The organism is Amycolatopsis echigonensis, assembly GCF_014174495.1.
Taxonomy (GTDB): Bacteria; Actinomycetota; Actinomycetes; order Mycobacteriales; family Pseudonocardiaceae; genus Amycolatopsis; species Amycolatopsis echigonensis.
The window spans coordinates 52,420-66,231 of sequence record NZ_JACJHR010000005.1 but is presented as its reverse complement, the minus strand read 5'-3'; the positions used below and the strand labels follow the sequence as shown (position 1 = coordinate 66,231).

Here is a 13,812-nt window from a genome sequence, read left to right as displayed (position 1 = left end):
AGGCTCGGCGCGGCCGGAATCGCGGGCCTGTTCAGTGCGAACGGTCGGAGGACCGGGCGGGCTCGGCGAAGTGCTCCCGGCGGTGCTCCGGACGGGCGGCGTTCAACCGGACGAAGCCGGGCCGTGCGGCCACCAGACCGCACGCGAGTTCAGGAACCAGCAACAGAACCAGCAACCAGAGCGGTGCTTCCCAGCCGTCGGTCAGCGTGTGCAGCACTCCGAAGGCGAGCGGGCCGCACGCGGCGAGGAGGTAGCCGCCGCACTGGGCCATGCCCGAGAGCCGCGCGGTGACAGTGTGCGTGGCGGAGCGCAAGTTGAGGAGCGTCAGCGCGATGGGGAACGCACTGCCGGTGGCGACTCCGAAGACTGCGATCCACACCCATCCGGCCCGCGGAGCCAGCAGCAGGCCGGCGAGTCCGACCGCCGTCAGGGCGACCGCTCCGAGGACGAGCGGCCGCTGGTCGCGCAGCCGAGCGGCGATCACCGGCACGACGAAGCCGAGCGGGATGCCGATGACGATGACGACCGAGTTCATGGTTCCGGCGGTGGCGGGGGAGAAGCCCTGGCCTCGCATGATCTCGGGAAGCCACGACGTCAGCGTGTAGAACATCAGCGACGTCATGCCCATGAAGATCATCACGCACCAGGCCAGCGGCGAGCGCAGCAGTGATCCGGCGTCGCTTTGGTCCGGCGTCGTCGCGGACGGACGCGCTGGCGGTCGGCCGCGGAGAGCCAGCGGGCCCAACACGAGAGCCGCGAGCACGGCCGGGACTATCCACGCGGCCAACGTCAGCCGCCAGCCGCCCACGTCTTCGAGCGGTACCGCCAGGCCCGCCCCGGCCGCGCCGCCGACCGACAACAGCATCATCGACAGACCAGTGAGCGGGCCGACGCGGTCAGGGAAGAAGCGTTTGATGACCGCCGGAAGCAAGACGTTGCCCGCGGCGATCCCGGCTCCGCCGAGCACGGTGCCGGCGAACAGCGCTGCCTGAACGGAAATCACGCGCAACAGCAACCCGGTCATGATCGCCAGGAGAGCCATCGTGATCGCGGCCTCAGTGCCGATCCGGCGCGCGAGGACGGGGGCGAGCGCGGAGAAGACGCCCACGCACAGTTCCGGCAACGCGGTGAGCGCGCTGACCCCGAAGCCGCTCAACCCGAACTCGTCCTGGAGTTCGCCCAGGACCGGGGGAACGCCCGTGATGGCCGCCCGCAGGTTGACGGCCAGCAACACCAGGCCGAGGAGAGTCCAAGCCGAGGCGCTGCGGCGTGCTCGCGCGGCAGGTCCTGGCCAGCGGGAGGACCAGCGGGCCAGTCCGGCCGCGACAGCCGTCGCGACAACGGCTTCGGCGGACAACGACAGCCATACCGTGCTCATCGGGGCTCCCTTCCCGGTTGACCTCGCTTCCAGCGTCGTGCGCGAAACCGGACAGGTCCAGGTTGCCTTTCCGGACCTCACCGTGAAGAATCGACTACATGATCGATCTGCGCCGGCTCCACGTGCTGCGCGCGGTGGACCATTACGGCACCGTGACCGCGGCGGCGCGGGCCCTGCATTTCACCCCGTCCGCGGCGTCCCAGCAGATCCGCCAGCTGGGCCGGGAGCTCGGCGTGGCGCTGCTCGAACCGCAAGGCCGCCGGGTGCGGCTCACCCCCGCGGCGCAACGGCTTCTGGCGCACGCGGACGACATCCAGGCGCGCTGGGAACTGGCCGAACTGGACCTGCGAGCCGACGGCAACGAGCCGGCCGGGCTGTTGCGCCTGGCCGGTTTTCCCGTCGCGGTGACCGCGCTGCTCGCCCCGGCCGCCGCGGCGCTCGCCGCGCGCCATCCCCGGCTTGTCCCGAGGATCAGCGAGGCCGAGGCCGCCGACTGTTTCGATCGGCTCTTCGACGGCGAGGTCGACCTGGCCGTCGTCGAGGCCGCCCCGGACGAGCCGCGGCGCGACCGGGCCCGGTTCGATCAGCGGCCGCTGCTGGACGACCCGTTCGACCTGGTGGTCCCCGCCGGCCACCGGCTCGCCGGCCGCGACCGGGTGGATCTCGCGGAAGCGGCCGAGGAGCCGTGGATCGTGCCCAGCGCGACGTGCACGTGCCGCACGCACGTCCTTTCCGCCTGCGGCGCGGCCGGATTCACGCCGGACGTCGCCCACGACTCGCTGAACTGGAACGCCACCTTCGCGCTGGTCGCCCACGGGCTCGGCGTGGCACTGGTGCCCCGGACCGCGCAGGCGCCGGAGAACGCCGCCGTGGTCCGGCTGCCTTGCCTCGGCGAACCGCGGCGCAAGATCCTCACCGTCACCCGGCCCGGCGGCCGCGCCAATCCCGCGATCGCCGCCGCGCTCGACGAGCTGGAGAGCCTCGTGCCCGCTCTGCTGACCGTCTGAGCCAAGGCGTTCGCCCCGCCCGGCGGGCTGGTTTTCCGCTTGGCGGGGGCCAGTGGGTTCGCCAGGTAGGGTGCGTCCATGCATCTTGCGGACGAGTCGGGTCCCCGGCGCCGGCGACGCGGCGCGGAGCTGGAGGCCGCGCTCCTCGACGCCGCGTGGGCGGAACTGATGGAGGGCGGGTACGCCGCGCTGACGTTCGCCGGGGTCGCGGATCGGGCCGGCACCAGCCGTCCGGTCGTCAACCGCCACTGGGCGGCCAAGGCGGACCTCGTCCGCGACGCGATCGTCCGCGCCAGTGCGCGGTTCCCGCTCGAGGACCCGGACACCGGGTCCCTGCGCGAGGACACCGTCGCGTTGCTCGAACAGCTCAACGGCGCGTTCGCGATGTTCGCCGTGGCGATGACCGCCCAGCTGGCCGCCTACTTCGAGGAAACCGGCACGACGGTCGCCGAACTGCGCGGGTCGCTGATCGACGAGCGGTGGGCGGTGATCGACGCGGTGACGCGCCGGGCCGTCGAGCGGCGCGAGATCGACGCGGCGAAACTTACGCCGCGCATCGCGCGGTTGCCGTACGACCTGCTGCGCAACGAAACCCTGATGAACCTGGAGCCGATGTCCCCGGATGCGATCAGGGAAGTGGTGGACACCATCTACCTTCCGCTGATCGCCCGGAAACGGCCGGGGGCCAAGTCCGCTCGGTGACCGCGGCCGCCGCGGCGCGGGTCCGGTCCACAGTGGACTCGGTTATCTCGGCCGAATGCTGAGAGGTGCCTCACCTTCCTAATAAGATGCACAAATGCATCTTATAGTGGAGAGAGGCCGACGCTGACAGCGCGGCCTCGCTCCAGGGAGGAGTACTGCGATGAACGCACGGAACCCGGTGACGGTCGAGGTGCGGACGATGGGCCGCACGGCGGACGAATCCGTTGTGGACCAATGGGAACTCAAGGCTGCGCGCCGGGCGATGCGGAACCTCAAGGCGGTAGCGGGCGGGCAGGTGATGATGGACCTGCTGGCCGACCAGATCGAGGCCGGGGACCGGTTCCACCACGATCTCATCGCGGCGTCGGGCGGCGGCTACCGCGAATCGCGCACCGCCTTCGCCGTGCGTGGGCTAGGCGGAACGGAGCTGGCGGAATGGTTCCAGGGACAGGCCGCCACCGGCCGGTTCCAGGACAAGGCGCTGCTGCTGAACGCGCACCCCGAGCACTACGTCGAGCCGCCGCAGTATCCGGGCGGCATGGTGGAGACGATCGGCGGGCACCTGACGCGGTTCCGCGTCTCAGTAGCGGGGGAGCTGCCCGCGCCGGTCGCGGCGTACCTCGATCCGGCGTACCCGGTGACACTGATGAACGCGGAGTTGACCCTCGACGACGGCACGCCGTTCGCGTATTGCCTGCACCAGGCACGGGATACCGAGACCGGCGCGGACGTGGTCGTGCGCGTCGTTTATCCCGCCGCGGCACCGGATTCGATGATCGAAGGCCACTGCGAACACCTGGCGATCGAGTTCCGCAGCTGGATCCGCAACGCGGCGGCGGCGAAGCGGTAAGGCGATTGCGGCGGAATTCTCAGGGAAAACTGCTCTGCGAACCGCGGGCGTCCGGGACTGAGGACCGCCGCTCAGTGCAACGGCGAGAAAGCAGTCGGAATGGCGATGCTGGACGTGGCACGGGCAATGTTCTCCGGGCCGTTCTCCGGCGGCCAGATTCGCCGCTCGTAGGACTCGCGGCGGATGGCGAGGCGTTCGTCGAGGCTGGGGAACGGCCAGATGTGCGTGATGCGCGGGGTCCCGTCCAGCCCGTACATCGCTGTGGTGAGCGGAAAAAGCTTCGTGCGTTCCGGGAGCGCGGCTTCCCAGCCCGCCATGGTGGGCCGCAGGCCGCCGACTTTGAGGTCGTAGGTGCGGAATTCGTAGACGTCGCCGAAGTGTCCGGTGTGGACAGGCGGGAGGAACGGGAACGGCGCGTAGCTGCTGACGGTGAACGAATCCAGGTGCTCGCCGACCCCGAACGGATCGGAGCTGGCGAGGATCCGCTGCCGTTCGTCGGCGAGCGAGCCCGCGTCCTCGAACTCCCGGAGCACCAGCACGCGGCCGACGATCTCTCCGTGTTCGGTCTCCCAGCAGCCGAGCAGCCTGCCGCGCGCCGATGGGTTCGCGACGTAGTTCTCGAGGGCGGGGAGTGCTCGGGGCACCGTGTACAGCTTCAGTGCGAGATGGGCGAGTTCGTACAGCATCGCGGGCCTCCGTAAGCATGCGTGTTAAAAGCAAGCATGCTTATACTAGCCCGATGAACGACGACCTCATGGACGAACTGGCGGATTTCTGCGTGGCAACCACCACAGAGCGGCTGCCTCGAGACGTCGTCGGCAAAGCCAAGCTGTGCCTGACGGACTTCCTGTCCGCGGCTCTGACGCCCTCCGCCGAAGCCCGGATTGCGTTGCGGGCGCTGGGGAACCCCGGTGCCGACCTGGGCGCACTGCCCCTCTTCTGGACCGCGGCTCCGACGGCGGCGTACCTCACCAGCATTCCCGCGGCGGCGACCGGGCGCACCGACACGCACGTCGAGAGTTCGTCGCATCCCGGCATGGTGCTGTTCCCCGCGCTGTTGGCGCTGGCGGAGCAAACCCAGGCGTCCGGCGGACGAGTGCTGTCCGCGGCGGTGGTCGGCTATGAGGTGATGTGCCGGCTCGGCTCGGCGATGATCACGCCCGACGTGGCCGCGGTTTTCCGGCCGACCGGCGTGCTGGGCCCCGTCGCGGCTGCTGCCGCGTGCGCTCACCTGCTCGCGCTCGACGAGGCCGGGACGCGGGCTGCGCTCGGCATGGCGGCCAACGCGGCTTGCGGGCTCAACCACTGGGCGCGGGCCGCTACGCAGGAGCATGTGCTGCATTCGGCGATGGCTGCGCGGACCGGTGTCGAATCGGCGCTGCTGGCGGCCGCCGGGTTGACCGCGTCCGGCGGGGCGGTCGACGGCGAGGCGGGTTTTCTCGCGGCATTCGGCGCACGGGACCGGGCCCGCCTGCTCGCCGGGAGAACTCCCTTCGCGATCCGCGACATCGTGCACAAGCCGGCACCGGCCTGCATCTATGTGCAGGGTCCCTGCCAGCTCGCCGAGGAGATCGTACGGCGGCACAGTCCCGATCCGGCCCGCGTCGACTCCATTGTCGTCGAACTCGCCGAGCATGCGGTCCGGTATCCCGGCTGCGACAACAGCGGCCCGATCGCCGACGTCGTGGCCGCGCAGCTCAGCGTCCAATTCAGCGTGGCCTCCGTGCTCGTGGCCGGAGGAATCCTCGACCGCAACTGGCGAAACCCGGCCGATGCCGGGACGAACCGGCTCGCTGCCCGGACCCGGCTGGCCGCGGATCCGGAGCTGTCGGCACGGTTTCCGGCCCGCAACGGATCCCGCGTGCGGGTCCTGCTCGACGACGGACGCGTGCTCGCCGCCGAGCAGGACAGCTTTCCCTCGATGACCGCTGACGAGATCGTGCGGCGGTTTCGCCGGGCTGCCGACCCGGTCTATGGCCGCGCCGGCAGCGAAGCGATCCTCGCGTCCATTGACCGCCTCGACCGGACATCGTCCGCAACCGGGCTGCTGCACGCCCTTCAGCCGCGCTGAAGGGCCTCCGTCACCGCGGTGCGACCCGCCGAGCGTCCGAACACCGCGGCCCGCATCAAGGCGGCGCCGCCGGGATAGTCGCCGTAGAACAGGCCGCCGGTGGCCTCGCCCGCCGCGTACAGACCGGGCACGGGTGTGCCGTCGGAAGCCAATGCGCGCCCGTCCGGGTCGATTCGCACGCCGCCGAACGTGAACGTCAGCCCGGCCACCGCGTGGTAGGCGACGAACGGCGGCCGATCCAGCGGCGTGGCCCAGTGCGATTTGGCGGGGGTGACACCGTCGGTGCTCCCGTCGTCCCGGCAGGCGCGGTTGAATTCCTCGACGGTGCGCACCAGCGCATCGACCGGCACTCCGATCTGCTCGGCGAGCTCGGGCAGAGTCGGTGCGGCGACCGGGACCGCGGCCCCGGCGAATTCGTCGGCCACGCGCGCCGCGGTGCGCTGGTCGAAGATCTCGTACGCCTCGCGGCCGGGCTGGCCCATGATCGCCTTGCCCATCTTCGAATAGTTCTTCACCCACGGGCCGGGTCCCTCGTCGACGAAGCGCTCGCCTTCCCGGTCGACGAGTATCCCGAGCCAGAACCCGTGCAGCGGGAACGGCGGCGACGCCTCGCTGCGCTCCGGGGCGGGCATCGTCGGATCCACGGCGGCCGAATGACAGCTCGACCAGGTCCCGGCTGAATCGGCCCCGGCCCGCAGCGCCGCCGCGATCCCGTCGCCGGTCGCCTGCCGGGTGCCGCGCAGTTTCACGTTCCCCCAGTGCGGACCCAGATGCCGGAGCCGCAGCTCGCGACTCGCCTGGAAACCGCCGCTGGCGATCACCACCGCGTCGGCCGGAAGCACGCCGTCGCCGGTCAGCGCGCCCAGGACCCGCTCGCCGTCGCGGACGACGTCGACGAGAGGGGTGGACCACCGAAGCTCGACGCCGATCCGCTCGGCGTGCCGCAGCAACGGCTTGATCACCTCGAACCCGCGCGACATCCCTTCGCCCGTGCTGGTCAGGATCTGCCCGGGCGGGATGTGCAGCACGCCGTCGCGCACGCCCGCGCCGACCGTCCGGTTGAACGTGAACCGCACTCCTTTCGCGGAGAGCCATCGGACGGTGTCCAGCGAGCGTTCTGCGAGCGCCTCCACCAGTTCCGGGTCGGCGCGGCCGTCGCTCATCGCCGTCAGCTCGGCTGCGTAAGCCTCGCGGGTGTAGGGCGGCGCGACGATCTTTTCGGCGTGCATGCCGGGTTCGAAGTCCTGGGTGATCGAGGTGAGATCGTCCGGTCCGTCGTAGCAGAAGAGGAACAGCCCGCCCGAGAAGGCGGCGTTCCCGCCGACGTCGGCACGGCTGCCCTTCTCCAGCAGGACGACGTCCGCTCCGGCTTCGCGGGCGGAAATCGCGGCGGCGAGCCCCGTCAGGCCCGCTCCGGCGACGACAATGTTCGGCACTGGTCCTCCTTGACCGGCTGCGATGATCGGGTGCGGGAGAAGATTCCGGTTCACCAGCGGAAGGCGAGCGGTTGCCCGGGCCGGTCCGGCACCGGCCCGGTGCGCCGGACGAAACCCTTGCCCGGCACGCCGAGTTCGTCCGCCAGCCAGTTCGCGGCGCCGAGCAGGCGCGGCAGGTCGATGCCGGTGTCCACACCGGACAGTTCGAGCAGCTGGACGGCGTCCTCAGTGCAGATCCCGCCGCCCTGGGCACCAGGCATGGCCGGATGCCCGCCGCTCCCGGCGAGCGCGGTGTCGATGTTCCGCACGCCGAGGTCGAGCAAGGGGAGCAGGGCGGCCAGGCCCATGCCGCGCGCGTCGTGGATCTGGACGGTGAGGTTTTCCGCCGGAATGTGGGCGAGCGCGGCGGTGACGAGTTCACGGATCTGCGGCGGTGCGGCGTAACCGGACGAGTCGGCGAGGATCCAGCGGTCCACGCCGATGCCGAGCAGCCGCCGGGCCAGCGGCTCCAGGTCGTCGGGCCCGCGGGCAGGTCCGGTCGGGCCGCCCCAGGCGAAGATCACGTACGTGCCTAGCTGGATGCGGTGGTCGGCGGCGTAAGCGGCCATGCGTTCGAGTTCCGCCAGGGAGTCCATTGTGGAGCGTCCGATGTTGGCGCGGGCGAAGTCCTCGTCCGCAGACAGGAGGAACGAGGCGCTGTCCGCCCCGGCGTCGATCGCGCGGGCCAGGCCGCGGAGGTTGCCGACACAGCAGCCGAGATGGAGGCCTGGTTCGCGGGGGACTGCGGCGAAAACTTCCTCGGCGTCGGCGAGTCCTTTGATCAGGTCGGGCCGCACGAACGAGGAGAGTTCGAACGCGCGAACCCCGGCCTCGACCAGCCGCCGCACGAGTTCGACCTTGACCTCGGTCGGCGCCATGTGGTCCTGGAACGCCAGGCGCGGCGCGATTTCGCGGATGCGCACCGCTTCCCGTTCAGACATGGCGGGTCGGGGCCAGCCCGGCGGCCTGCGCGTCCCACGCCTCGCCCCGGCCCTGTTCGCGCAGGTCGGTCTTGCGGACCTTGCCGGTCGGGGTGACCGGCAGCTGGTCGAGCACGCGGTAGTAGCGAGGGACCATGAAATGCGGCAGGGCCCGGTCGCAGTGCGCGAAGAGGTCGCCGAAATCCAGCTGCCGCCCGGATTCCAGCTGCAGCACGGCGAGGACCTCGTCCTCGCCCAGCTCCGACGGGGTCGCGACCGCCGCCGCCGCGACCACGCCGGAGTAGGCGAGCAGGACCGATTCGACCTCGTGCGAGGAGATGTTCTCGCCGCGCCGCCGCAGAGCGTCCTTCTTGCGGTCGATGAAGTAGAAGTACCCGTCCTCGTCGGTGTAGCCGAGGTCTCCGGTGTGCCACCAGAGGTCTTTCATGGTCGCGAGGGTGGCTTCGGGCTCGCCGCGGTAGCCGGAGAACATGATGTTCGCCTCGCGCGGCCGGTACACGATCTCCCCGGCTTGGCCGGGCGCGGCGCGGTTCCCGGACTCGTCGTGGACCTCAAGGATCGACGACTCCGTGGGCAGGCCGATCGAGCCGATTTTGCGGGCGGCCAAGGGGTTGTAGAGGACGTTCTTGATTTCGGTGAGCCCGTAGCCCTCCACGATGTGCACGCCGAACCGCTCCTCGAACGGTTCCAGCACCTGGGGCGGCGCGGGCGCGGCGAACACGCGCTCGACCCGGTGGTCGCGGTCCCGTCCGGACGGAGGCTGGGCCAGCAGGACCGGCAGGATCGAGCCCAGCGCGTTGAACTGGGTGACCCCGCCGGCGCGGATCTCGTCCCAGAACCGGCTGGCGGAGAACCGGCGGCCCAGCACCACGGCGGCCCCCGCGAACAGGCCGTGCAGGGTGATGTTGACCTGGGCCGCGCCGTGGAACAGCGGCAGGCACGTGTACAGCCGCTCGTCGGCGGTGGTGCCCATCTGCTGCGCGCATTCCTTGGCCGCGACGACCTGCATGCGGTTCGGGTACACGACGCCCTTGCTGCGGCCGGTGGTGCCGGAGGTCAGCATGACGGCCACCGGATCCGCGGGGCCGACCTCGGGAAGCTCGCCGGCCGGGTCGCCGGAGGCGAGCAGTTCGGGCCAGCCCAGCACCCGCACGCCCGGAGGAGTGCGGGCGGGCGCGGCGTCGTCGAGCACGACGACGGTGGTCAGCGTGTGGGGCAAGGCGGGCAGGTCGGCGACGAGGCCGAGCAACCCGGGCTCGGTGACGAGAATCCGCACCCCGGTGCTGCGCAGCGCGTGGTCGAGGAACTGTCCTTTGTAGGCGGTGTTGACCGGGACCTCGACGAGCCCGGCGCGGGCGGCGCCGAACCAGGCGAGCAGGTATTCGACGCGGTTGGGCAGGAGGAGGCCGACGGAGTCGCCCGGCGCGGCACCCGTGGCGAGCAGACCGCGCGCGACCTCGGACACCGCGACGTCCAGCTCGCCATAGGTCAGCTCGGCGCCGTCGACCACGAGCGCGGGTTTTTCCGGGTGCTGCCGTGCCCGCTCGGCGATCAGCCCGCTGACGGTCTCCGTCGCGAGGTCTTCGGATCGCGTGCCGGTTCGGGTCATGCCAGCTCCTTCTTCACCCGGGCGAGGAATCCCTCCAACGCCGGGTCCCATGCCGCTTCGGCGCCGGTGGTCACCAGGAACGCGTCGATTCCGAGATCACGGTAGGTGCCAAACGTGTTCAGGATGCGCTCTTCGGTGCCGACCAGCGCCTGCGAATTGGCGAAACCGCCCAGCAGCTTCGTCAGCCCGGTCCAGAAGCAGTCGTCGTGCAGTTCTTCGTCGGTCAGCGCGAGCGCCCGCTGCCTCCCGACCGAGGTGTCGGTGGACGACGAGCGCAGGAACTTCCCGGACGCTTCGGCGATCTGCCGTTCCGCCGCGCGAGCCTGAGCCCAGGCGTCGTCGTCGGTGTCGCCGAGGAACAGGCGCAGGCTCAAGGAGAACCGCATCTTCCGGTCGTATCCCTCGGCGGCGGCGCGGACGCGGTCGATGCGTTCCTTCGTCCCCGCGAACGGCTCGCCCCACAGCATGTACAGGTCGGCGTGGCGGGCGCCGAAGTCGACCGCGTCGTCGCTTTCGCCGCCCATGAAGATCGGCACCTGCCCCTGGACGGGCTTGGTCAGGATCTTCACCGCGTCGGCGGTGTAGTACTCGCCGTGGTGGTCGAACGGCTCGGGGGAGGTCCAGGTGCGCCGGACCACGTCGAGGTATTCGACCGCGCGCCGGTAGCGCTCGGCCTTGGGCAGGTCGTCGGATTCGCGGCGCAGGTCCTTGTCCGATCCGCCGACGACCACGTTGATGGCGAGCCGTCCGCGGGCCAGCACGTCGAGCGTGGCGAAGTAGCGCGCGGCGGCCGCCGGCGGCATGACGCCGGGGCGGTGCGCGACGATCGGCGAGAACTTCTCGGTGAGCGCGAGAGCGAAGGGCGCGGTCGCGTGGTTGTGCGGCCAGGTCGAGGAATACCCGACCAGGACGCGGTCGATCACCTCCGAGCGGTCCAGCTCCCGGACTCGCGCGGTCATCGCGTCCGGGCCGGTCTCGCCCGCTTCGAGCGGCTGCAGCCCAGTGAAGAATTCGATCATCGGGTCCTCCTCATTCGTGTGCCAGCCAGGCCTGGTGCCTGGCGAAGTGGTCGGGCCGCCGGGTGCGGAGTTCCGCGCTGGCGGCGGCGAGCGTGTCGCCGGCGAGGGTCATCCGCGCGGAAACTTCCCAGCGCCGGTCCGCGTGGTGGTCGATTCGCGCCGTGACCTCGAGCGGCCGTTCGACGGGAACCGGGCGGCGGTAGGAGATGTGCAGTGATTTCGTGACCAGGCGGGACTCATGGCGCAGAGCGACGATGGTGAGCACGTCGTCGAACACCGCCGCGGTCCAGCCGCCGTGTGCAACGCCGGGGCCGCCGTGCCAGTGGCGCGGGCAGACGACGTCGAACGTGATCGCACCCTCGTCGGCGCGTGCGATCTCGACGCCGAGACGGCAGCGGTCGGCCGGGGCGCAGCCGCCGCACAGCAGCCGTCCCGACGGCGACGGGCCGATGCGGAAGTCGTCCGCGCGGTCAGTCATCGGCGGTCTTCCGCAGGGCGGCGACCACCGCATCCGGCACGTCGATCGTCCCGCGCCGCAACGCTTCCTCGCGGGAGGCGACGGACCGGTCGAACGGCACGCGGACGGCGGGACCCCCTTCGACCGGCCGGGTCGCCCGGATCGACGCGGCGTACTCGCTGACGCGCTGGCGGTAGTCGTCCGGGTCGGTGAGCGCGGCCGGATCGACCAGCAGCACGAAGAACCCGCAGTCGGAGATTCCCGGCGGGGCGGCGGACGCGCCGCTCATCATGCCGAGCAGCTGCACCGCCATGGCCAGCCCGGAGCCCTTGTGCCCGCCCCACACGCCGAACGCGCCGCCCAGCGCCGCTGCCGGGTCGAGCGTGGGTGCCCCGGCGGCGTCGAACGCCTGGCCCTCCTCGAGTTTCTCCCCGAGCCGCGCCTTCAGCACTACGTCGCCGTACATCACCGCGGAGGTGCCGATGTCCCAGATGACCGGCGTCGGCGCGGCCGGGAAGCCGAACGCGATCGGGTTCGTGCCGAACCGTCCCTCCGTGCCGCCCTCGGGGGCGACGACCGCGGGCCCGCTGCCCGCGATCATCCCGGCGAGCCCGGCCGCGGCGGCCTTCTCCAGGTAGTAGGAGAACATGCCGGTGTACCAGGTGTTGCGGGCGCCGACGACGGCCATTCCCTGCGCTCGAGCCTTCTCCGTCGCCAGGTCGAGCGCCCGCATACCGACGAGGTAGCCGACCTGGTCGCCGCCGTCGAGGGTCGCCGACACCGGCGTCTCCGCGACGACCCGGATCGGCTGCGGCGCGCTGTCCGCGGCGCGGATTCGCTCCACAATGGACAGTGCGCGCGCCAGCCCGCCGAAGGTAAGCCCGCGCAGTTCGCAGTCGAGCAGGTGGTCGGCGATGACGGCGGCCCCGTCCGGGGTCTGCCCGGCCCGGGTCATGGCGGCCAGGACGAGGCCGTGAGCGTCGGTCAGGGGCAAAGTGGTCATGAGCCGGACTCCGCGGTCAGGGGAAGGGCGGACGGGGAAGGTTCGGGGGCTCGGGCCGCGCGGCGGGTGAGCGCGAACGCGGCGAGCGCGCTGGCGGCGGCCGCGGCCAGCAGCAGGTAGGCGGGGGAGCGGCGGTCGCCGGTCAGCTCGACCAATGCCTGGCAGATGAACACCGCCGAACCGCCGAGGATGCCGACGGTGACGTTGTAGGAGATGCCGATGAGACTGCCGCGCCGGCGCACGGGAAAGAGCTGGACGTAGGTGATCGGAGCGACGCCGGAGTAGAACGCCGGACCGGCCGACAGCGCCACGGTGCACACGATGATCAACCACAGGGGAGGAGCGCTGGCCAACACGGCGAACAGCGGGTAGCTCACCACGAGGACGGCGAGAGAGGACGCCAGCAGGACTTTCGGACGTCCTCGCCAGTCCGAGGCGCGGCCGCCGGCGAGCACGAGAAAGATCCCGGCCAGCAGTGCGAACGCGATCACCGCGGTCGCCGCGACGGCGGACAGGCGCAGCTGGATGAGGTAGCTCTGCACGTAGGTGTAGACCATGTAGATGCCGACGATGTGCAGCACGGACACGCCGACGAGCAGCAGCACCGAGGACCATTGCCGCTCCGCCGCCTGGTCTGATGTGGACGGACGGGCGCGGGCATCGAGGAACTCCGGGGTTTCCCCGAATCGGCTGCGCAGGTAGAGACCGATCCCGCCGACGGGAAGCGCCAGCAGGAACGGCACCCGCCATCCCCACGCGAGCATTTGCGCGGGCGCCAGCGCGGCGTTCAGCGACAGCACGACGACCGCGCCCAGCAGGAACCCGGCGAGGCTGCCGACCTGCACCCGGCTCGACAGCGCGCCGCGGCGGTGCGGCGGGGCGAACTCGGCGACGTAGATGATCGCGGTGGTGAACTCTCCGCCGCCGGCCAGCCCCTGCGTGAACCGCAACAGCACCAGCAGGATCGGCGCGGCGCCGATCGTCCCGGTCGAGGGCAGCAGGCCGATCAGCGTGCTGCCGCCTGCCATCAGCAGCAGCGACGCGACGAGCGCGGGCCGCCGGCCCAGCCGGTCCGCGATCGGCCCGAACACCAGGGCTCCGGCGGGCCGCGCCAGGAACGCCGAACCGAACACCGCGAACGACGACAGCAGTCCGGCCCCGGTGCTCGCGGCCGGGAAGAAAACCTTCGCCAGCACGGTGGAGAGGAACCCGTAGACGGCGTAGTCGTAGGTCTCCACGGTGTTGCCGACCGACGCCGCGAGCGTCGTCCGTCTCACTTCTGCCGAGGTGGTCATGACGT

13 protein-coding genes are annotated in these 13,812 nt (G+C 71.1%); 4 read left to right on the top strand and 9 right to left on the bottom strand.

What is annotated here, in order from left to right:
• Positions 1-31: 31 nt before the first annotated feature.
• Positions 32-1,378, bottom strand: a complete 1,347-nt coding sequence (locus tag H5411_RS05310) for a CynX/NimT family MFS transporter (RefSeq protein WP_183123100.1) — start codon at positions 1,376-1,378, stop codon at positions 32-34.
• Positions 1,379-1,476: 98 nt separating this feature from the next.
• Between H5411_RS05310 and H5411_RS05305 the strand changes: the two genes are divergently transcribed.
• From H5411_RS05305 to H5411_RS05295, 3 genes are all read left to right on the top strand, one after another.
• A complete protein-coding gene (locus H5411_RS05305; RefSeq protein WP_183123099.1) occupies positions 1,477-2,385 on the top strand; it encodes a LysR family transcriptional regulator in 909 nt (302 codons plus the stop codon).
• A gap of 78 nt (positions 2,386-2,463) precedes the next feature.
• A complete protein-coding gene (locus H5411_RS05300) occupies positions 2,464-3,087 on the top strand; it encodes a TetR/AcrR family transcriptional regulator (protein WP_183123098.1) in 624 nt (207 codons plus the stop codon).
• 160 nt (positions 3,088-3,247) lie between these two features.
• A complete protein-coding gene (locus H5411_RS05295; RefSeq protein ID WP_183123097.1) occupies positions 3,248-3,937 on the top strand; it encodes a hypothetical protein in 690 nt (229 codons plus the stop codon).
• 71 nt (positions 3,938-4,008) lie between these two features.
• On the opposite strand, the gene H5411_RS05290 is transcribed toward H5411_RS05295, so the two are convergent.
• Positions 4,009-4,623 (bottom strand): NIPSNAP family protein, encoded by a 615-nt coding sequence (locus H5411_RS05290; RefSeq protein WP_183123096.1) that lies wholly within the window; start codon positions 4,621-4,623, stop codon positions 4,009-4,011.
• 53 nt (positions 4,624-4,676) lie between these two features.
• Here H5411_RS05290 and H5411_RS05285 point away from each other — a divergent pair, with 53 nt between their 5' ends.
• Complete coding sequence (locus tag H5411_RS05285) at positions 4,677-6,008, top strand: MmgE/PrpD family protein (RefSeq protein WP_183123095.1); 1,332 nt, start codon at positions 4,677-4,679, stop codon at positions 6,006-6,008.
• Here the strand turns inward: H5411_RS05285 and tcuA are convergent.
• The 7 genes from tcuA to H5411_RS05250 are packed head-to-tail and all read right to left on the bottom strand — an operon-like array spanning position 5,996 to position 13,807.
• Positions 5,996-7,444, bottom strand: coding sequence for an FAD-dependent tricarballylate dehydrogenase TcuA (tcuA, locus tag H5411_RS05280; protein WP_183123094.1), 1,449 nt, complete (start codon positions 7,442-7,444; stop codon positions 5,996-5,998). The genes H5411_RS05285 and tcuA overlap by 13 nt on opposite strands.
• A gap of 50 nt (positions 7,445-7,494) precedes the next feature.
• A complete protein-coding gene (locus H5411_RS05275; RefSeq protein ID WP_183123093.1) occupies positions 7,495-8,424 on the bottom strand; it encodes a beta/alpha barrel domain-containing protein in 930 nt (309 codons plus the stop codon).
• Positions 8,417-10,033 (bottom strand): AMP-binding protein, encoded by a 1,617-nt coding sequence (locus H5411_RS05270; RefSeq protein ID WP_183123092.1) that lies wholly within the window; start codon positions 10,031-10,033, stop codon positions 8,417-8,419. The genes H5411_RS05275 and H5411_RS05270 overlap by 8 nt, the downstream gene beginning before the upstream one ends.
• Positions 10,030-11,052, bottom strand: a complete 1,023-nt coding sequence (locus H5411_RS05265; protein ID WP_183123091.1) for an LLM class flavin-dependent oxidoreductase — start codon at positions 11,050-11,052, stop codon at positions 10,030-10,032. Before H5411_RS05265 ends, H5411_RS05270 begins: the two co-directional genes overlap by 4 nt.
• Before the next feature lie 10 nt (positions 11,053-11,062).
• Positions 11,063-11,530: a PaaI family thioesterase gene (locus tag H5411_RS05260; RefSeq protein ID WP_183123090.1), complete on the bottom strand. Its 468-nt coding sequence runs from the start codon at positions 11,528-11,530 to the stop codon at positions 11,063-11,065.
• Positions 11,523-12,512, bottom strand: a complete 990-nt coding sequence (locus tag H5411_RS05255) for an Ldh family oxidoreductase (protein ID WP_183123089.1) — start codon at positions 12,510-12,512, stop codon at positions 11,523-11,525. Before H5411_RS05255 ends, H5411_RS05260 begins: the two co-directional genes overlap by 8 nt.
• Complete coding sequence (locus H5411_RS05250) at positions 12,509-13,807, bottom strand: MFS transporter (RefSeq protein WP_183123088.1); 1,299 nt, start codon at positions 13,805-13,807, stop codon at positions 12,509-12,511. The genes H5411_RS05255 and H5411_RS05250 overlap by 4 nt, the downstream gene beginning before the upstream one ends.
• Between the last annotated feature and the right edge of the window lie 5 nt (positions 13,808-13,812).